Source organism: Agrococcus sp. Marseille-P2731 (genome assembly GCF_900117395.1).
GTDB lineage: Bacteria > Actinomycetota > Actinomycetes > Actinomycetales > Microbacteriaceae > Agrococcus.
The window spans coordinates 174,165-191,630 of the sequence record NZ_FPEG01000001.1; the positions used below are offsets into that span (position 1 = coordinate 174,165).

29 protein-coding genes are annotated in these 17,466 nt (G+C 69.6%); 3 read left to right on the plus strand and 26 right to left on the minus strand.

Annotated features, from left to right (window positions below; all coding sequences use genetic code 11):
• Positions 1-95: 95 nt before the first annotated feature.
• Positions 96-569 carry a helix-turn-helix domain-containing protein gene (locus BQ6202_RS14500; protein ID WP_072312809.1) on the plus strand — a complete coding sequence of 158 codons (474 nt, stop codon included), beginning with the start codon at positions 96-98 and terminating at the stop codon, positions 567-569.
• Complete coding sequence (locus BQ6202_RS00850; RefSeq protein ID WP_072312782.1) at positions 514-936, plus strand: ImmA/IrrE family metallo-endopeptidase; 423 nt, start codon at positions 514-516, stop codon at positions 934-936. Before BQ6202_RS14500 ends, BQ6202_RS00850 begins: the two co-directional genes overlap by 56 nt.
• A 4-nt stretch (positions 937-940) precedes the next feature.
• Here BQ6202_RS00850 and map read toward each other — a convergent pair whose 3' ends face one another.
• The 23 genes from map to rpsJ form a co-directional block, all read right to left on the minus strand.
• A complete protein-coding gene (map, locus tag BQ6202_RS00855) occupies positions 941-1,774 on the minus strand; it encodes a type I methionyl aminopeptidase (protein ID WP_072312783.1) in 834 nt (277 codons plus the stop codon).
• Positions 1,771-2,352 carry an adenylate kinase gene (locus BQ6202_RS00860; RefSeq protein WP_072312784.1) on the minus strand — a complete coding sequence of 194 codons (582 nt, stop codon included), beginning with the start codon at positions 2,350-2,352 and terminating at the stop codon, positions 1,771-1,773. Before BQ6202_RS00860 ends, map begins: the two co-directional genes overlap by 4 nt.
• Entirely contained in the window at positions 2,353-3,684 is a 1,332-nt protein-coding gene (gene secY, locus BQ6202_RS00865) for a preprotein translocase subunit SecY (protein WP_072312785.1), read from the minus strand.
• A 61-nt stretch (positions 3,685-3,745) separates the two neighbouring features.
• Entirely contained in the window at positions 3,746-4,210 is a 465-nt protein-coding gene (gene rplO, locus BQ6202_RS00870; protein WP_072312786.1) for a 50S ribosomal protein L15, read from the minus strand.
• Entirely contained in the window at positions 4,203-4,391 is a 189-nt protein-coding gene (gene rpmD, locus BQ6202_RS00875) for a 50S ribosomal protein L30 (protein ID WP_072312787.1), read from the minus strand. The genes rplO and rpmD overlap by 8 nt, the downstream gene beginning before the upstream one ends.
• Entirely contained in the window at positions 4,388-5,110 is a 723-nt protein-coding gene (gene rpsE, locus BQ6202_RS00880; RefSeq protein WP_083586796.1) for a 30S ribosomal protein S5, read from the minus strand. The genes rpmD and rpsE overlap by 4 nt, the downstream gene beginning before the upstream one ends.
• On the minus strand, positions 5,107-5,478 hold the full coding sequence (gene rplR, locus BQ6202_RS00885; RefSeq protein ID WP_072312788.1) for a 50S ribosomal protein L18: 372 nt from the start codon (positions 5,476-5,478) through the stop codon (positions 5,107-5,109). Before rplR ends, rpsE begins: the two co-directional genes overlap by 4 nt.
• Positions 5,478-6,014 (minus strand): 50S ribosomal protein L6, encoded by a 537-nt coding sequence (gene rplF, locus BQ6202_RS00890; RefSeq protein WP_072312789.1) that lies wholly within the window; start codon positions 6,012-6,014, stop codon positions 5,478-5,480. Before rplF ends, rplR begins: the two co-directional genes overlap by 1 nt.
• A 6-nt stretch (positions 6,015-6,020) precedes the next feature.
• The gene (rpsH, locus tag BQ6202_RS00895) at positions 6,021-6,419 is read right to left on the minus strand and encodes a 30S ribosomal protein S8 (RefSeq protein WP_072312790.1); all 399 of its coding nucleotides are present in this window, start codon (positions 6,417-6,419) and stop codon (positions 6,021-6,023) included.
• Positions 6,420-6,500: 81 nt separating this feature from the next.
• Positions 6,501-7,061: a 50S ribosomal protein L5 gene (gene rplE / locus BQ6202_RS00900; protein WP_072312791.1), complete on the minus strand. Its 561-nt coding sequence runs from the start codon at positions 7,059-7,061 to the stop codon at positions 6,501-6,503.
• Positions 7,054-7,425, minus strand: a complete 372-nt coding sequence (gene rplX / locus BQ6202_RS00905) for a 50S ribosomal protein L24 (RefSeq protein ID WP_072312792.1) — start codon at positions 7,423-7,425, stop codon at positions 7,054-7,056. The genes rplE and rplX overlap by 8 nt, the downstream gene beginning before the upstream one ends.
• Positions 7,426-7,428: 3 nt before the next feature.
• A complete protein-coding gene (rplN, locus tag BQ6202_RS00910; RefSeq protein WP_072312793.1) occupies positions 7,429-7,797 on the minus strand; it encodes a 50S ribosomal protein L14 in 369 nt (122 codons plus the stop codon).
• Positions 7,798-7,824: 27 nt separating this feature from the next.
• Positions 7,825-8,109 carry a 30S ribosomal protein S17 gene (gene rpsQ / locus BQ6202_RS00915; protein ID WP_072312794.1) on the minus strand — a complete coding sequence of 95 codons (285 nt, stop codon included), beginning with the start codon at positions 8,107-8,109 and terminating at the stop codon, positions 7,825-7,827.
• Positions 8,109-8,417 carry a 50S ribosomal protein L29 gene (gene rpmC / locus BQ6202_RS00920; protein ID WP_072312795.1) on the minus strand — a complete coding sequence of 103 codons (309 nt, stop codon included), beginning with the start codon at positions 8,415-8,417 and terminating at the stop codon, positions 8,109-8,111. Before rpmC ends, rpsQ begins: the two co-directional genes overlap by 1 nt.
• Positions 8,417-8,836, minus strand: a complete 420-nt coding sequence (rplP, locus tag BQ6202_RS00925; protein ID WP_072312796.1) for a 50S ribosomal protein L16 — start codon at positions 8,834-8,836, stop codon at positions 8,417-8,419. Before rplP ends, rpmC begins: the two co-directional genes overlap by 1 nt.
• A complete protein-coding gene (gene rpsC, locus BQ6202_RS00930; RefSeq protein WP_072312797.1) occupies positions 8,836-9,579 on the minus strand; it encodes a 30S ribosomal protein S3 in 744 nt (247 codons plus the stop codon). The genes rplP and rpsC overlap by 1 nt, the downstream gene beginning before the upstream one ends.
• Positions 9,579-9,947 (minus strand): 50S ribosomal protein L22, encoded by a 369-nt coding sequence (gene rplV / locus BQ6202_RS00935; RefSeq protein ID WP_072312798.1) that lies wholly within the window; start codon positions 9,945-9,947, stop codon positions 9,579-9,581. Before rplV ends, rpsC begins: the two co-directional genes overlap by 1 nt.
• 27 nt (positions 9,948-9,974) lie before the next feature.
• On the minus strand, positions 9,975-10,256 hold the full coding sequence (gene rpsS, locus BQ6202_RS00940) for a 30S ribosomal protein S19 (RefSeq protein WP_021010891.1): 282 nt from the start codon (positions 10,254-10,256) through the stop codon (positions 9,975-9,977).
• Between the two features lie 12 nt (positions 10,257-10,268).
• Positions 10,269-11,108 carry a 50S ribosomal protein L2 gene (gene rplB, locus BQ6202_RS00945; RefSeq protein WP_072312799.1) on the minus strand — a complete coding sequence of 280 codons (840 nt, stop codon included), beginning with the start codon at positions 11,106-11,108 and terminating at the stop codon, positions 10,269-10,271.
• Positions 11,109-11,127: 19 nt separating this feature from the next.
• Positions 11,128-11,427: a 50S ribosomal protein L23 gene (gene rplW / locus BQ6202_RS00950; RefSeq protein WP_072312800.1), complete on the minus strand. Its 300-nt coding sequence runs from the start codon at positions 11,425-11,427 to the stop codon at positions 11,128-11,130.
• Positions 11,427-12,158 carry a 50S ribosomal protein L4 gene (gene rplD, locus BQ6202_RS00955; protein WP_072312801.1) on the minus strand — a complete coding sequence of 244 codons (732 nt, stop codon included), beginning with the start codon at positions 12,156-12,158 and terminating at the stop codon, positions 11,427-11,429. The genes rplW and rplD overlap by 1 nt, the downstream gene beginning before the upstream one ends.
• A gap of 2 nt (positions 12,159-12,160) precedes the next feature.
• Positions 12,161-12,811 carry a 50S ribosomal protein L3 gene (rplC, locus tag BQ6202_RS00960; RefSeq protein ID WP_072312802.1) on the minus strand — a complete coding sequence of 217 codons (651 nt, stop codon included), beginning with the start codon at positions 12,809-12,811 and terminating at the stop codon, positions 12,161-12,163.
• A gap of 8 nt (positions 12,812-12,819) precedes the next feature.
• Positions 12,820-13,128 (minus strand): 30S ribosomal protein S10, encoded by a 309-nt coding sequence (rpsJ, locus tag BQ6202_RS00965; protein WP_021010896.1) that lies wholly within the window; start codon positions 13,126-13,128, stop codon positions 12,820-12,822.
• Between the two features lie 303 nt (positions 13,129-13,431).
• Here rpsJ and BQ6202_RS00970 point away from each other — a divergent pair, with 303 nt between their 5' ends.
• Entirely contained in the window at positions 13,432-14,385 is a 954-nt protein-coding gene (locus tag BQ6202_RS00970; protein WP_072312803.1) for an arginase family protein, read from the plus strand.
• Positions 14,386-14,399: 14 nt separating this feature from the next.
• Here BQ6202_RS00970 and BQ6202_RS00975 read toward each other — a convergent pair whose 3' ends face one another.
• Genes BQ6202_RS00975 through BQ6202_RS00985 form a run of 3 tightly spaced genes read right to left on the minus strand, consistent with a single transcriptional unit; the run spans position 14,400 to position 17,459 of the window.
• Positions 14,400-15,578, minus strand: coding sequence for an FAD-dependent oxidoreductase (locus BQ6202_RS00975; protein ID WP_072312804.1), 1,179 nt, complete (start codon positions 15,576-15,578; stop codon positions 14,400-14,402).
• A complete protein-coding gene (locus tag BQ6202_RS00980) occupies positions 15,575-16,294 on the minus strand; it encodes a methyltransferase domain-containing protein (RefSeq protein ID WP_234946083.1) in 720 nt (239 codons plus the stop codon). The genes BQ6202_RS00975 and BQ6202_RS00980 overlap by 4 nt, the downstream gene beginning before the upstream one ends.
• A 19-nt stretch (positions 16,295-16,313) precedes the next feature.
• The gene (locus BQ6202_RS00985; protein ID WP_072312805.1) at positions 16,314-17,459 is read right to left on the minus strand and encodes a type III polyketide synthase; all 1,146 of its coding nucleotides are present in this window, start codon (positions 17,457-17,459) and stop codon (positions 16,314-16,316) included.
• Positions 17,460-17,466 lie beyond the last annotated feature (7 nt).

A 17,466-nucleotide genomic window follows, 5' to 3' on the forward strand; every position in this document is an offset into this window, starting at 1 on the left:
ATATCACGGCGTTATGTCGAAGATCTGTCGAAGAGTGCCCGCGGACACCCATCAGCGTGCGGATAACCTAGGCACGAGAGAGACGAGGCTGACGGATGTCCATCCACCTACGGGGCGCGAGCGCAGCCGAGCGCGCCCACTACGCAGCCCTCGTCCGGCCCGCGCGGCTTCGACGCGGCCTCAGCCAGAAGGCGCTCTCGGAGCTCGCCGGCGTCGATCGCACGACGGTCAGCAACATCGAGCGCGGGGCGGGTGCTCCGCAGGAGGACGTCCTGCGCCGCCTCTTCTCCGCGCTCGGGCTCGCGACCGACGCGCAGCAGCTCGATCCCGAGATCGAGCTGTGGACGGCGGTCATGGCCGAGCTGCTCTCGCACGTGCCGGGCGATCGCAGGCACCTCGCAGCGGATGCGGCGATCGCGACGCTCGCAGCGCACGTGCGCGCCGGCGCGGTGTCACCGGGTGGGGCTACGGTGACCGCCATCCACCAGGAAGGCATCAGCGAGGAGGACGTCCGTGGACTTGCGGCTCGGCGTGGCGTCCCTCGACGGGAGCAGCCCCACGCTGACTGAGCTGCTGCGGCTGTGCCGTCAGCTCCAGGTCGATGTCACCTGCGCTCCCCTGCCGGCCGACTGGCTCGGCGCCTACGACCACCCGCGCCGACGCATCCTGCTCGCCCGCGGCCTGACTCCCATCGAGCAGCGCTCGGTGCTGGCGCACGAGCTCGGCCACGCCGTGTTCATGCATGCTGGCACCTCCGCGGCAGGCGAGCGGGCCGCGGAGCGCTTCGCGGCGCGCGTCCTCATCGACCCGCAGCAGCTGGCTGCAGCGTGCACGTGGGCGCACGATGATCAGGAGCTCGCGGAGGAGCTCGGCGTGACGGCCGACGTGCTCCGCGCCTATCGCGATCTCGTGCTGGGAGGTCGTACCGCGGCGTAGTCGCTCAGCGCTCGGGGATCGGCACCGGCACGATCCCGTAGGGCGCGAGGCCCGCCAGGCCGCCGTCGAGCGCCGTGAGCACCCAGATGCCGTCGCTGTGGACCGCGACGGAGTGCTCCCACTGGCAGGCGTCGCTGCCGTCGGCGGTCCGCACGGTCCAGCCGTCCGCATCCGTCGCCGATCCCGTGGAGCCGGCGTGGATGATGGGTTCGACCGCGACGCACAGGCCAGGCTTGACCGCGGGACCCACGACCCGCGTGCGGTAGTTGAAGACCGGCGGCTCCTCGTGCATCGCCCGCCCGATGCCGTGGCCGATGTAGTCGTCGCTGATGCCGAAGTCGCTGTTCGCCTCGACGTGATCCTCGACCGCGGCGCCGACGGCGCCGAGCTGCTTGGCAGAGGCCAGGGCGGCGATCCCGTCCCAGAGCGCCCCCTCGGTGACCTCGCTCAGGTGGGCGCGCGCATGCGCGACCGCTGGGTCGCCCCCGGGCACGAGCACGGTGATGGCAGCGTCGCCGTGGAAGCCGCCGATCGTGGCGCCGCAGTCGACGGTGACGAGATCGCCCGGCTCGATGGGGCGCGCATCCGGGATGCCGTGCACCACCACATCGTTGATGTTGACGCAGAGCGTGTGCTGGTAGCCGGGTTCGAGCTGGAAGTTCGGCACCGCGCCGTGCTCGCGGATCACGCGCTCCGCGAGCGCGTCCAGCGCGAGCGGCGTGACGCCCGCAGCGATCTCGCGCTCGACGGCTGCGAGCGCCAGTGCGGTGATGCGCCCGGGCTCGCGCATCGAGGCGAGCTCGCGGCGCGACTTGTAGAGCCCGCGTCGGAGCATCAGGCGGAGATGCCTCGCTCGGCGAGGCCGGCGAGGATGCGCTCGGTCACCTCGTCGACGGCACCGATGCCGTCGACCTCGACGACGAGGCCGCGCTCGCCGAAGATGGCGATGAGGGGCGCCGTCTCGCGCTCGTAGACCTCGAGGCGGTGGCGGATGACCTCTTCGCTGTCATCGCTGCGCCCCTGCTCCTGTGCTCGCGCCAACAGGCGGCGCACGACCTCGTCGGTGTCTGCGACCAGGCGCACGACGCCATCGAGCTGCTCACCGCGACGCAGGTTGACGCCGTCGAGGAACTCCACCTGACCGGCAGTCCGGGGGTAGCCGTCGAGCAGGTAGCCACCCTCAGCGTCGGTCTGCGCGAGGCGGTCGTCGATCAGCTCGTTCGTCAGCGAGTCGGGCACGTACTCCCCCGCATCGAGCATGGCGGAGACGCGCTGACCGAGCTCGGTCTGCTCCTTGATGTTCTGGCGGAAGATGTCGCCGGTCGACACGGCGGGGATCCCGAGCGTGTCGGCGATCCGAGCGGCCTGCGTGCCCTTGCCAGCCCCGGGCGGGCCCACGATGAGGAGGTTCGGCATCTAGCGGATGAGCCCTTCGTAGTGGCGCTGCTGCAGCTGCGCGTCGATCTGCCGGACCGTCTCGAGGCCCACGCCGACGATGATGAGGATCGAGGCACCGCCGAACGGGAAGTTCTGGTTCGCGCCGACCGTCGACAGCGCGATCAGCGGGATGAGCGCCACGATGCCGAGGTAGAGCGAGCCCGGCAGCGTGATGCGCGTCAGGACGTAGTCGAGGTACTCAGCGGTCGGGCGACCTGCGCGGATGCCGGGGATGAAGCCGCCGTACTTCTTCATGTTGTCGGCCACCTCCTCCGGGTTGAAGGTGATCGCCACGTAGAAGTAGGTGAAGCCGACCACGAGCAGGAAGAACACCAGCATGTAGAGCGGCGCGTCGCCGGACGTGAGGTTCGCCTGCACCCACAGGACCCACTCGGGGGGTGCGGTGCCGTCGGTCGGCGTGCTGAACTGCGCGACGAGCATCGGCAGGTAGAGCAGCGAGGAGGCGAAGATCACGGGGATGACGCCGGCCATGTTGACCTTGATGGGGATGTACGTCGACTGCCCGCCGTACATGCGTCGACCGACCATCCGCTTCGCGTACTGCACGGGGATGCGGCGCTGGGACTGCTCGACGAACACGACGGCGGCCATGATGATGACGCCGACGACGAGCACCATGGCGAAGGTGTTGGGGCCCTCGGTCTGGAAGATCTGACCGAGCGCCGTCGGGAAGGTCGCGGCGATCGAGGTGAAGATCAGCAGCGACATGCCGTTGCCGATGCCTCGCTCGGTGATCATCTCGCCGAACCACATGATGAGGCCGGTGCCGGCGGTCATGGTGAAGATCATCAGCGTGATCGACCACCAGGAGTCGTTCGTCAGCAGGTTCTGGCACTGCGGGAGCGCCGTGCCGCCGGTCTGGGAGAACAGCGCACCGGAGCGGGCGACCGTGATCAGCGTCGTGGACTGCAGCACGGCCAGCGCGATCGTCATGTAGCGCGTGTACTGCGTCAGCTTGGCCTGACCCTGCTGGCCCTCCTTGTGGAGGGTCTCGAAGTGCGGGATCACCACGCGCAGCAGCTGCGTGATGATCGACGCGGTGATGTAGGGCATGATGCCCAGCGCGAAGATGCTCAGCTGCAGCAGGGCGCCGCCCGAGAAGAGGTTGACGAGCTGGTAGAGACCAGTCGCCGTCTGGTTGGCTGCGATGCACTCCTGCACGTTGCCGTAGTCGACGAACGGCGCGGGGATGAACGACCCGAACCGGAACAGCGCCACGATGGCGAGCGTGAAGAGGATCTTCCGACGCAGATCGCGCGTCTTGAAGATCCTTGCGATGGCACTGAACACGTGCAGCCTTCCAGAGAATGGCAATCGGGGCGGTCCGCGCACGGACCGCCCCTCAGCCTACTTACTTGACCGAGCCGCCTGCGGCCACGATCTTCTGCTCAGCCGCGGCCGACACCTTGTCGACCGTGATCGTGAGCGCCACCGTGAGCTCGCCACCGGCGAGCACCTTGACCAGCTGGTTCTTGCGGACCGCGCCCTTGGCGACCAGATCCGCGACGGTGACCTCGCCGCCGCCGGGGAACAGCTCGCTCAGCTGGCCCACGTTGACGACCTGGTACTCGGTGCGGAACGGGTTCTTGAAGCCGCGCAGCTTCGGAGCGCGCATGACGCTCGTCAGCTGGCCGCCCTCGAAGCCGGGACGCACGGAGTAGCGGGCCTTCGTGCCCTTGGTGCCTCGACCGGCCGTCTTGCCCTTCGATGCCTCACCGCGACCGACGCGCGTGCGGGCGGTCTTCGCGCCCGGCGCCGGCCGGAGGTGGTGGACCTTGAGCGACGGCAGCTCGGCCGACTCGTTCTTGTCAGTCATTCTCGATCTCCTCGACCTTGACGAGGTGCCGCACCGTGTTGACGTAGCCGCGGTTCTGCTGGTTGTCCTCGCGCTCGACCGACTGGCCGATGCGCTTGAGGCCCAGCGAACGCAGCGTGTCGCGCTGGTACTGCTTCTCGCTGATCACGGACTTCGTCTGCGTGATCTTCAGCTTGCTCACTTGGATGCCGCCTTCGCGATCTCGGCCTCGTGCTTCGTGTGCTCCGCCTCGGCACGGAGCAGGCGCTCCGGCACGACGCGGTCCACGTCGAGACCACGACGGGCAGCGACGGCGCGCGGCTCTTCGAGCATGCGCAGCGCCTCCACCGTCGCGTGGACGATGTTGATGGAGTTCGACGAGCCCAGCGACTTGCTCAGCACGTCGTGGATGCCGGCGCACTCGAGGACGGCGCGGACCGGGCCGCCCGCGATGACGCCGGTACCGGCGGCAGCGGGACGCAGGAGCACGACGCCAGCGGCGGCCTCGCCCTGCACCGGGTGCGGGATCGTCTTAGCGATGCGCGGAACGCGGAAGAAGTTCTTCTTCGCCTCCTCGACGCCCTTCGAGATGGCCGTCGGGACCTCGCGCGCCTTGCCGTAGCCGACGCCGACCATGCCGTCGCCATCACCCACGACCACGAGGGCCGTGAAGCTGAAGCGGCGACCGCCCTTAACGACCTTCGAGACGCGGTTGATCGTCACGACGCGCTCGAGGAACTGGTTCTCCGTGCGGTCGTCGCGACGGCCGCGCTCGTTGCGCGTGCCGCGGTCGCGGCTGCCGCGACGCTGCTCGCGGGGCTCGTCGCGGTGGTCGGCCGACTGGCCGGCCTCAGCCGCGGGAGCACCAGCAGCCTGCTGCGTGGTGTCCGTCACCTGCGTGTCCTTGTTCTCTTCGCTCACAGTCCCAGCCCTGCCTCTCGTGCGCCGTCGGCGATCGCGGCGACGCGACCGGCGTAGCGGTTGCCGCCGCGGTCGAAGACGACCGACTCGACGCCTGCAGCCTTCGCACGCTCAGCGATGAGCTCGCCGACGCGCTTGGCCTTGGCCGTCTTGTCGCCGTCGTGTCCGCGGAGGTCAGCCTCCATGGTCGACGCCGAGGCGACGGTGATGCCCTGCGAGTCGTCGACGACCTGCACGAAGACGTGACGTGCCGAACGGGTGACGACCATGCGCGGCACCACAGCGGTGCCGACGACCTTCTTGCGGAGGCGTGCGTGACGACGGCCGCGGGCAGCCGACTTGCTCTTGCCTCGGGTACCGATGCCCATCACTTACCAGCCTTTCCAGCCTTGCGGCGGATCTGCTCGCCTGCGTAGCGAACACCCTTGCCCTTGTAGGGCTCGGGCTTGCGCAGCTTGCGGAGATTCGCGGCCACTTCGCCGACGGCCTGCTTCGAGATGCCGCTGACGGTGACCTTGTTGTTGCCCTCGACCACGAACGTGATGCCGGCAGGCGGCTCGACGTTGATCGGGTGCGAGTAGCCGAGCGCGAACTCGAGGCCCGTGCCCTTCGCCGCCACGCGGTAGCCGGTGCCGACGACCTCGAGCGACTTCGAGTAGCCGTCCGTCACGCCGACGATGTCGTTGGCGATCAGGGTGCGGGTGAGGCCGTGCAGCGAACGCGACTCGCGCTCGTCGTCGGGCCGGGTGACCTGCACCTGGCCGTCGGCGACCTCGACCTGGATCGGCTTCGCGATGCGGGTCGTGAGCTCGCCCTTGGGGCCCTTGACGGTGACGACGTCGTCGTTCACCGAGATGTCGACACCCGAGGGGATGTCGATGGGGAGACGTCCGATTCGTGACATGTCAGATCACCACACGTAGGCGAGGACTTCCCCGCCCACGCCCTTCTGCTCGGCCTCACGGTCGGTGAGGAGCCCAGAGCTCGTGGACAGGATGGCGACGCCGAGGCCGCCGTGCACCTGGGGGATCTCGGTCGATCGCGCGTAGACGCGCAGACCGGGCTTCGAGACCCGCTTCAGGCCGGCGAGCGCGCGCTCGCGGTTCGGGCCGTACTTGAGGTTCAGCGTCAGCGACTTGCCGACGCGAGCGTCCTCGATCTTCCAACCCGAGATGAAGCCCTCGCGCTCGAGGATCTCGGCGATGCTCGCCTTGAGGTTCGACGACGGCAGCGTGACCTCGTCGTGCATCGCCGTGTTGGCGTTGCGCAGACGCGTCAGCATGTCGGCGACCGGATCGGTCATCGTCATGGTGTTCTCCGTTCTGGTTTCGCTGCCCGTTCCGCGGGCAGCGACCTTGAATTCAGCTCGGCGCCGGCGGCGCCGATGGGGTCAGGACTTGAAGGGGAAGCCGAGCGCCTTGAGCAGCGCGCGACCCTCGTCATCCGACTTCGCCGTCGTGACGACGGTGATGTCGAAGCCGCGGACGCGGTCGATCTTGTCCTGGTCGATCTCGTGGAACACCGACTGCTCCGAGAGGCCGAACGTGTAGTTGCCGTTGCCGTCGAACTGCTCGGGGCTCAGGCCGCGGAAGTCGCGGATGCGCGGGAGCGCGAGCGTCAGCAGACGGTCGAGGAACTCCCACATGCGGTCGCCGCGCAGCGTGACGTGCGCGCCGATCGGCATCCCGTCGCGCAGCTTGAACTGCGCGATCGACTTCTTGGCGGCCGTGACCTTCGGCTTCTGGCCGGTGATCAGCGTGAGGTCGCGCACAGCGCCCTCGATCACCTTCGAGTCGCGCGCGGCCTCACCGACGCCGGTGTTGACGACGATCTTGGTCAGGCCGGGCACCTGCATGACGTTCGAGAAGCCGAACTCCTCCTGGAGCTGCTTCAGGACCGTCTCGCGGTACTGCTGCTTGAGCCTCGGCAGGCGCACTGCGGTGTCAGTCATTGCTCTTGATCTCCTTGCCCGACTTCGTCGCGACGCGGACCTTCTGCGGGATCGAGACGCCGTTCTTCTCGACGGTCTTGACCTCGGCGCGGACGCGCGTGGGCTTCTTCGACTCGGGGTCGACGAGCGCGACGTTCGACACGTGGATCGGGGCCTCGTGGGTCTCGATGCCACCCGTGCGGGTGCCGCGGTTGGTCTGGCCGACCTTGATGTGCTTGGTGACGAGGTTGACGCCCTCGACGATCACGCGGTTCTGCTCGCGCAGGACCTCGATGACGCGACCGGTCTTGCCCCGGTCGCCGCCGCGCGACTCGCGCGCTCCGGCGATGACGACGACGAGGTCGCCCTTCTTGATGCTGGCCATGGGTCAGATCACCTCCGGTGCGAGCGACACGATCTTCATGAAGCGCTTGTCGCGGAGCTCGCGACCGACGGGTCCGAAGATGCGAGTGCCGCGAGGGTCGCCATCCGTCTTCAGGATGACGGCTGCGTTCTCGTCGAACTTGATGTACGAGCCGTCGGGACGGCGCGTCGACTTCACCGTGCGGACGACGACGGCCTTGACCACGTCGCCCTTCTTCACGTTGCCGCCGGGGATGGCGTCCTTGACCGTGGCCACGATGGTGTCACCGAGGCCGGCGTAGCGACGGCCGGAGCCGCCGAGCACGCGAATGGTCAGGAGCTCCTTGGCGCCGGTGTTGTCGGCCACCTTGATGCGGGATTCCTGCTGGATCATTGTCTAGATCTCCTTCGAGGCCGAGGCCTACTTGGCCTTCTCGAGGATCTCGACGACGCGCCACCGCTTGGTGGCGGACGTCGGACGGGTCTCTGCGATCAGGACGCGGTCGCCGATGCCGGCGGCGTTCTGCTCATCGTGGGCCTTCACCTTCGAGGTCTTGCGGAGCACCTTGCCGTAGAGCGGGTGCTTGACGCGGTCCTCGACCTCGACGACGACGGTCTTCTCCATCTTGTCGGAGGTGACGTAGCCGATGCGCGACTTGCGGTAGCCGCGCTGGACGGTCTCGTCCTTGGGCTGCTCAGTAGCCATCAGTTGTCCTCAGCCTTCTCAGCCTTCTCGGCCTGGTCGGCCTTCTTCGACTTCTTCTTGTCCGCAGCCTTCTCGACCGGCGCCGGCGAGGCGCTGATGCCGAGCTCGCGCTCGCGGATCACGGTGTACAGCCGCGCGATGTCGCGCTTGACAGCCCGCAGGCGGCCGTGCGACTCCAGCTGGCCGGTGGCCGACTGGAAGCGCAGGTTGAACAGCTCTTCCTTGGCCCGCTTCAGCTCGACGACGAGACGCTCGTCATCCAGGGTGGCGAGCTCGGCGGGCATGAGCTCCTTGGAACCGATCGCCATTATGCGTCAGCCTCCTCGCGCTTGATGATGCGTGCCTTGAGCGGCAGCTTGTGGATGGCTCGCGTCATCGCCTCACGCGCGAGCTGCTCGTCGACACCGGCGACCTCGAAGAGGACGCGGCCGGGCTTGACGTTCGCGACCCACCACTCGGGCGAGCCCTTGCCGGAACCCATGCGGGTCTCAGCGGGCTTCTTCGTGAGGGGACGGTCGGGGTAGATGTTGATCCACACCTTGCCGCCGCGCTTGATGTGGCGCGTCATGGCAATACGTGCGGCCTCGATCTGACGGTTCGTGACATAGGCAGGCGTCAGGGCCTGGATGCCGTACTCACCGAACGACACCGCCGTGCCGCCGGTGGCCTGGCCACGGCGCTTCGGGTGGTGCTGCTTGCGGTGCTTGACTCGACGGGGAATGAGCATTACTTCGCCTCTGATCCTGCTGCGGCCGGAGCTGCGTCGCGACGGGGTCCACGACGCTCGCGCTGCGGCGACTTCTGGTTCGCCTGCTCGCGAGCGAGCTCGCGGTTGGTGAGCTCACCGTTGTAGATCCAGACCTTGACACCGATGCGACCGAAGGTCGTGCGGGCCTCGTAGAAGCCGTAGTCGATGTTCGAGCGCAGCGTGTGCAGGGGCACGCGGCCCTCGCGGTACTGCTCGCTGCGGCTCATCTCGGCGCCGCCGAGGCGACCCGACACCTTGATCTTGACGCCCTTGGCGCCGGCGCGCTGCGCCGACTGCAGGCCCTTGCGCATCGCGCGGCGGAACGCCACGCGAGCGCTGAGCTGCTCGGCGATGCCCTGCGCGACGAGCTGCGCGGAGCCCTCGGGGTTCTTGACCTCGAGGATGTTCAGCTGGATCTGCTTGCCGCTGAGCTTCTCGAGGTCGGCACGGATGCGCTCGGCCTCGGCGCCGCGGCGGCCGATCACGATGCCCGGACGGGCGGTGTGGATGTCGACGCGCACGCGATCCTTGGTGCGCTCGATCTCGATGCGTGCGACGCCTGCGCGGTCGAGGCTGGTCGTCAGCATCTTGCGGATGCGGATGTCCTCAGCCACGTAGTCGGCGTAGCGCTGTCCCGGCTTCGTCGACTCGGCGAACCAGCGCGACACGTGGTCGGTGGTGATGCCGAGGCGGAAGCCGTACGGGTTGACCTTCTGTCCCATTACTTCTCGTCCTCCGTGGTCGGCGTCGCGAGCACGACGGTGATGTGGCTCGTCCGCTTGTTGATGCGGAACGCGCGACCCTGTGCACGCGGTCGGAACCGCTTGAGCGTGGTGCCCTCATCGACGAACGCGCGGGCCACGTACAGGTCCTGCTCGTCGAGGAACTCGTTCGCAGCGTCTGCCTTGACCCGAGCGTTGGCCACCGCCGAGGCGACGAGCTTGTACACGGGCTCCGAGGCGCCCTGCGGGGCGAACTTCAGGATCGCGAGGGCCTCTTCGGCCTGCTTGCCGCGGATCATGTCGACGACACGGCGGGCCTTCTGAGGGGTCACGCGGATGTGACGAACGCGAGCGATCGACTCAACCATTGCCTTCTCCTTCTTCCGTCACCGCGCTTAGCGGCGACGGCCCTTCTTGTCGTCCTTCACGTGGCCGCGGAAGGTGCGGGTGGGCGCGAACTCGCCCAGCTTGTGGCCGACCATCGTCTCGGTGACGAAGACCGGGATGTGCTTGCGACCGTCGTGGACGGCGATCGTGTGGCCGAGCATGGCCGGCACGATCATCGAACGGCGCGACCACGTCTTGATGACGTTCTTGCTGCCGGCCTCGTTCTGCCGAACCACCTTGGTGAGGAGGTGGTCGTCGACGAACGGACCCTTCTTGAGGCTGCGGGGCATCGGACTCTCCTACTAGCGCTTCTTCTTGCCGGTCGAGCGGCGACGGACGATGAGCTTGTCACTCGGCTTGTTGGGGCGGCGGGTGCGACCCTCTGCCTGACCCCACGGGCTGACGGGGTGGCGGCCACCGCTCGTCTTGCCCTCGCCACCACCGTGCGGGTGGTCGACCGGGTTCATCGCGACACCGCGGACGGTCGGGCGAACGCCCAGCCAGCGCTTGCGGCCAGCCTTGCCCCAGTTGATGTTCGACTGCTCGGCGTTGCCGACCTCGCCGATCGTGGCGCGGCAGCGCGCGTCGACGTTGCGGATCTCGCCCGACGGCAGGCGGAGCTGCACATAGGGGCCGTCCTTGGCGACGAGGCGCACCGAGGCGCCGGCCGAACGAGCCATCTTCGCGCCACCGCCCGGGCGGAGCTCCACACCGTGGATCACCGTTCCCGTGGGGATGTTGCGCATCGGCAGGTTGTTGCCAGGCTTGATGTCGGCGCCAGCACCGGACTCCACGACGTCGCCCTGCTTGAGCTTGTTCGGAGCCAGGATGTAGCGCTTCGTGCCGTCCTCGAAGTGCAGCAGCGCGATGCGCGCCGTGCGGTTGGGGTCGTACTCGATGTGCGCGACGCGGGCGTTCACGCCGTCCTTGTCATTGCGACGGAAGTCGATGACGCGGTACTGGCGCTTGTGGCCACCGCCGATGTGGCGGGTGGTGATGCGTCCCGTGTTGTTGCGGCCACCGGTCTTGGGCAGCGGGCGCAGCAGGGACTTCTCGGGCGTCGATCGGGTGATCTCAGCGAAGTCTGCGACGGACGAGCCGCGACGACCCGGGGTCGTCGGCTTGTACTTGCGAATAGCCATGTTCTCGTTCCTTCAGTCCTCAGCCGACAGCCGTGAAGATGTCGATCGAACCGGACTTCAGCTTCACGATGGCGCGCTTGGTGTCCTTGCGCTTGCCAGTGCCGAAGCGGGTGCGGCGCGTCTTGCCGACGCGGTTGAGGGTGTTGACGCGCTCCACCTTGACGCCGAAGATCTTCTCGATCGCGAGCTTGATCTCGGTCTTCGAGGCGCGGGGGTCGACCTCGAAGGTGTAGCTGCCCATGTCGATGAGCGCGTAGCTCTTCTCGGACACGATCGGTCGGATGATGATGTCGCGAGGGTCCTTGTTGTAGCCGCTCATCAGTTGTCCTTCTCTGCCTTCTCGGCCTTCGGTGCCTTGGCGGGCTTCTCAGCCTTCGCCGGCTTCTCAGCCTTGGGCTCCTCGGAGACGACCTCGACCGTCGAACCCGTCTTCGCGGCGACGAACGCCTCGTAGGCCGGCTTCGAGAACACGATGTCGTCGCTCACGAGCACGTCGTAGGCGTTGAGCTGGTCCCAGGGCAGCACGTGGACCTCGGGGAGGTTGCGCACCGACAGCAGCGCGGTCTCCTCGGAGCGGTCGAGCACGAGCAGCACGTTCTTGGCCACGCCGAGCACCGCGAAGGTGTCGACCGCGACGCGAGTGCTGGGAGCATCGGCCGGGAACGCCTCGATGACGTGCAGGCGGCCACCGCGAGCGCGGTCCGAGAGCGAGCCGAGCAGCGCTGCGGCGATCATCTTCTTGGGGGTGCGCTGCGAGTAGTCACGCGGCGTCGGGCCGTGGACGATGCCACCGCCGGTCATCTGGGGTGCGCGGATCGAGCCCTGACGGGCGCGGCCCGTGCCCTTCTGCTTGAAGGGCTTGCGGCCGGCGCCGGAGACCTCGCCACGACCCTTGGTCGAGTGCGTGCCCTGGCGTGCAGCTGCGAGCTGCGCGACGACCACCTGGTGGATCAGCGGAACGTTCGTCTGGACGTCGAAGATGCTGGCGGGCAGCTCGACCGAGCCTGCCTGCTTGCCCTTCGCGTCGACGATGGCGACCTGTGCAGTCATGCTCAGGCTCCCTTCACAGCGTTGCGGACGTACACGAGACGACCGCGAGCACCGGGGACGGCGCCCTTGACGAGCATGAGACCCTGCTCGACGTCGATCGAGTGGATCGTGAGGTTCAGCGCCGACACGCGGTCGGTGCCCATGCGGCCGGCCATGCGCATGCCGCGGAAGACGCGGCTGGGCGTGGACGAGGCACCGATCGAGCCGGGCTTGCGGTGGTTGCGGTGCGCACCGTGCGATGCCGAGACACCAGCGAAGTTGTGGCGCTTCATGACACCTGCGAAGCCCTTGCCCTTCGAAGTGCCGACGACGTCGACCTTCTGGCCGGCGGCGAACAGGTCGACCGCCAGCTCCTGGCCGAGCTCGTAGGCATCGGCGTTGTCGGTGCGGACCTCGGTGAGGTGGCGGCGCGGCGTGACGCCAGCGGCCTCGAAGTGACCGGCTGCCGGCTTGTTGACCTTGCGCGGGTCGATCTGGCCTGCGGCGATCTGGATGGCTGCGTAGCCGTCCTTCTCGGGCGTGCGGATCTGCGTGACCACGTTCGGCGTGATCTCGAGCACCGTGACGGGGACGAGCTTGTTCTGCTCATCCCACACCTGGGTCATCCCGAGCTTCTTGCCGAGCAGGCCGCGAGTCGTCGTGATCTTCGACATGGCGTTCCTTAGAGCTTGATCTCGATGTTGACGTCAGCGGGCAGGTCGAGGCGCATGAGCGAGTCGACTGCCTTCGGCGTCGGGTCGATGATGTCGATGAGTCGCTTGTGCGTGCGCTTCTCGAAGTGCTCGCGGCTGTCCTTGTACTTGTGAGGTGAACGGATCACCACGACCACGTTCTTCTCGGTCGGCAGCGGCACAGGGCCCACCACCGTCGCGCCCGCACGGGTCACGGTGTCGACGATCTTGCGCGCCGACGAGTCGATGACCTCGTGGTCGTACGACTTCAGTCGGATGCGGATCTTCTGTCCCGCCATGGCTGACTCTCTTCCTGTCGACGCAGCCGTTCTAGGCTGCTCGCAACGCACTCTCGAGTGCACCGCTGTTCTTCTGTCAATGCCCGCATGGGGCGCGCACCGACGTCGCGCACGGCGATACCGCGCTCGGCTTCGGTGAAGTTCTGTTGGAGCTGCCCGCGGCCCAGGATCGATCTCGAACCTGTGCACAGCCAGAGCAGTGAGCGACGTGGAATCGTCGCGTTTGCAACCTGAAGAGTCTCTCACGGATGTCGACACCCGTGCAACCCGGGCGTGTCGCGCCGCGCTTGCTAGCGTCGCGGCATGGCTCCCTCGTCGTCCTCCGTCCCCTCCGGGGGCCTCCCGCATGACCCGTCCTGGCCGCGCAGCGGTGACTGGCCGAGCCTGGCGGATGCGCCTGGTCGCCTCGACGCGGTGCTGGTCGGGCTCGGCACCCACGAGACCTCGCTCAGCCCGACGAGCGCACACACGACACCCGCTGCGGTGCGGGAGGCGCTGCGCCGCTCCTCGCCGCACGCCTACGCCACGGCCGCGCCGGTCGGCGGACTGCGCGTCGCCGACGCCGGGGACGCATCCGACCCCGACGGCGACGAGGAGGGCGCCACTGCGCTCGTCGCCCGCGCCGCCGCTCGCGCGCGGTTCGTGATCGTGCTCGGCGGCGACAACGCGGCCACGGTGCCCGCGGCGCTCGGCAGCTGGGGAGCGTCGATCGAGACCGCCGGACTGATCACGCTGGATGCGCACCACGACCTGCGCGACGGCCGCTCGAACGGCTCGCCCGTGCAGCGGCTGCTCGACGCCGGCCTGGACGGCTCGCGAGTGGCGCAGATCGGGATCCAGGACTTCGCGAACTCCCGCGCCTATGCCGAGCGGGCGCGGCAGGCGGGGATCAGCGTGTTCCTGCGCGACGACCTCGAGCAGCGTGGCCTGCACGAGGTCGCTGCCGAGGCCGTCCAGGTCGCGCGGGCGGCCGGCGGGCCCGTGCACCTCGACGTCGACGTCGACGTCTGCGACCGCTCGGTGGCGCCCGGCTGCCCCGCCTCGGTGCCCGGCGGCATCAGCGCGTGGCAGCTGCGGGCGCTGATCCGCGCCATCGTCGCCTACGACGAGGTCACCTCCATCGACTTCACCGAGGTCGACGCCGCGGCCGACGCGGCCGACGGTCGCACCGTGCGGCTGACGGCCCTCGGCGTGCTCGAGGCGCTCGCAGCGCTCGCCGATCGCGACGACCGCTTCCCCAAGCTGCGGGCGGTCTGACGCGGCCGCTGCGCTCAGAGCCCGCGCATCGTGAACGCTGCGACGAGCGCTGCCCTGCTCGGCGGCAGCACGAGGGTGCGCGCGAGCGTCAGCCGAGCGGCGTGCAGCACAGGGCCCGCCGGTGCGCCCATCGCCATGTTCCACGCGGCGCGACGCATCGCGAGGGCGGCGGCGCGGCGACGCTCCCTCGCATAGCGGCCGAAGGGCGCTGGGACGTCGTCGACCCACGCGTCGGCGATCGCTCGGTCGAGCGCGAGGGCGTCCAGCCAGCCGAGGCTCATGCCCTGGCCCCCGATCGGGCTCACCTCGTGCGCGGCGTCGCCCGCGAGCGCCACCCGGCCGCTCTCGAACCGCTTCGCCATGCGCTGCCGAGCGCGGAAGGCGCTGGGCACCGTGCCCTCCGGCAGCCGCTCGACCGCCCGCCCGCCACCCGGCATCGACAGCCGCTCGCCGAGGATCTGCTCGAGCCGTCCCGCCGACACCTCTTCCTCGGGCGATGCGAGCCGCGCCACCCACCGTCGCCGACCCCCCGGCAGCGGCAACGACTCGATGACGCCGCCGGGCTCCAGGTGCAGCAGCGCGGAGGCCCCGGTTGGATCCGCGTCCCCAGCGGCTTCGGGCGCGTCGACATCGGCCATCGCATAGCCAGCGCCCCCGCGCCGCTCGGTGCGCTCGATGTGCAGCAGGTCGCGGACCCGGCTGTGCACGCCATCGGCGCCGACCGCCCAGCGCGCATCGACGCGTCCGCCCGACGCCAGTGCCAGCTCGACGCCCCGGGGGTGCTGCTGCAGCGCGGTGACCTCGGCGCCCGCGCGCAGCGCCGCGGGCGCGAGCGCCGCCAACCGCTCCCGCAGCAGCGCCTCCGTGCGCTCCTGCGGGAGCGCGTGGATGGCGCGGTCGCCGAAGTCGAGGCGCCCCAGCCGGCGGCCGCCGCTGAGCGCCGCACCCGATCGGATCACGAGCGCCTCCGCCCGCACCGCATCGCCGACGCCGGCGGCGTCGAGCGCCAGCATGCCGGGCGGGTGGATGCCGAACGCGCGCGAGACCGATGCGGGCTCGGTGCGGCGCTCGAGCACGACGACGTCGAGCTGGCGCTGCGCGAGCAGGCAGGCCAGCAGCAGGCCGACCGCACCGGCACCGACGATCGCGACATCGTGCCGCGAGGCCGGCGCGCTCGCGCGCCGGCCCGTCACGGCGCGCGCCAGCTGAGCTCGAGGCGCGCCGGCGGTCGCGAGCGCGCCGTCCAGCCAGGCGGCATGGCCGGCGCGAGCTCCGCCGCCGTGTGGCTGCGCCGGATGGACGCGAGCCCGTCGACGCGGATGAGCGTGTCGCGCAGCAGCGTGGGCTGCAGCGGCAGCGTCGCCGCGGCGAAGGCCGCGTACGCGAGCGGCGAGCGCGCGATGTCGCCGTGCACGACCGCGCCACCGGGCGCCGTCAGCCGCTCGGAGTCGACCAGGATGCTGCCGAGCTCTGCTGCCGTCAGGTGATGCAGCACGTGGTTCGAGACGACGAGGTCGAAGCGCTCGCCGGTCGCGACGAGCTCGCGGGTCGAGACCCGGCGCAGCTCGAGCCCCGCGAGCGGCGGCTGCGCGCGAGCAGCGGCGATCGCACGCTCATCGGGATCGATGCCGACCGCCGTCAGCCCGCCGCCGTCTCGCTCGGCCCAGCGCAGCATCCGACGCGGGAGGTCGCCGCCCCCGGTGCCGACGTCGAGCAGGCGGAGGGCCTCGCCGCCCCTCAGCCGCGGCCGGATCCAGCGACGGTACAGCGAGCGCTGGTCGGAGACGACCGCGTTCACGATCGCGAAGCGGTCGAAGGTGCGGGCGAGCGTCACGGGGTCGCAGTCCGCGTCGTCCATCAGCTCGTGCGCGCCCGGGTCGCGCTCCCGCAGGCTCGACAGCATCCGCATGCCCGAGAGCATCGCCAGCTCAGGCCCGGACGGTCAGCAGCGCCGACTCGACGGTGAGCCCCGGCCCGAAGGCCATCGCCGCCACCCGGTCGCCGTCCTGCGCGGACTCGTCGCTCAGGATGCGCTGCAGCACGAACAGCACGGTGGCGCTCGACATGTTGCCGTAGTCGCGGAGCGTCTCGCGGGCGGGCACGAGCTGCGCCTCGGTGAGGCCGAGCGTCGCCTCCACCTTGTCGAGGATGCTCCGGCCGCCCGGGTGGATCGCCCAGTGCTCGATCGGCTCGCCCGCGCGACCCTCGGCGAGCGCGGCGCTCAGCTGCGGCTCTGCCTCGAGCAGCGGCGCGATCGCACCGGTGACGTGCTCGCCGATGAGCGACGGCACGGCGTTGGAGAGCACCATCTCGAAGCCGTGGTCGCCGATCTTCCACGCCATGTCGCCCTCGCCCCGGGGCGTCGTGCGGGTCGCGAACCCGTCGAGCTGCAGCGCGCGCTCCCCGTCCTGCGGCGGCCGCGCGGTGACCAGGGCCGCGCCGGCGCCGTCGCCGAAGAGCGAGGTCGCGACGATCGTGTCGGGGTCGTTCGACGTGCGCAGGTGCAGCGTGCACAGCTCGACGCTGATGACCAGCACCACCGCCGCGGGATCGGCTTCGCAGAGCTGGCTCGCCAGGCGCAGCGCAGGCAGCGAGGCGTAGCAGCCCATGAAGCCCAGGTGGTAGCGCTGCACGCCGGGGCGCAGGCCCAGGTCGCGCGCGACCACGAAGTCGGGACCGGGCGCGTAGAAGCCGGTGCACGAGACGGTGATGACGTGCGTGACGTCCTTGGCCGCCACATCCGGCACCGCATCGAGCGCCGCGCGACCGGCGCCGACGTAGAGCTTGGTCGCCTCGAGCGCGTAGCGGTCGTTGCGCAGGCGCGTGCCCGGATCGAGCAGCAGGCCCGACTCGCGGTCGAAGAACTCGGGCTCGGAGGCCACGGGCCCGTCGAAGGTCAGCTCGTCGATCACCGTGTAGCGGCGCTCGATGCCCGAGACGCCGAAGGACGTGCTCACGAGTCGCTGCCCGAGCCGGGTGAGCCCCGGCTGCGCGGCGAACACCTCCGCGACCTCGGGCTGCGAGAGCCCCGTCGTAGGCACCAGCGTCGAGAGGCCTCGGATCGTCACCGTCATGAGGCGA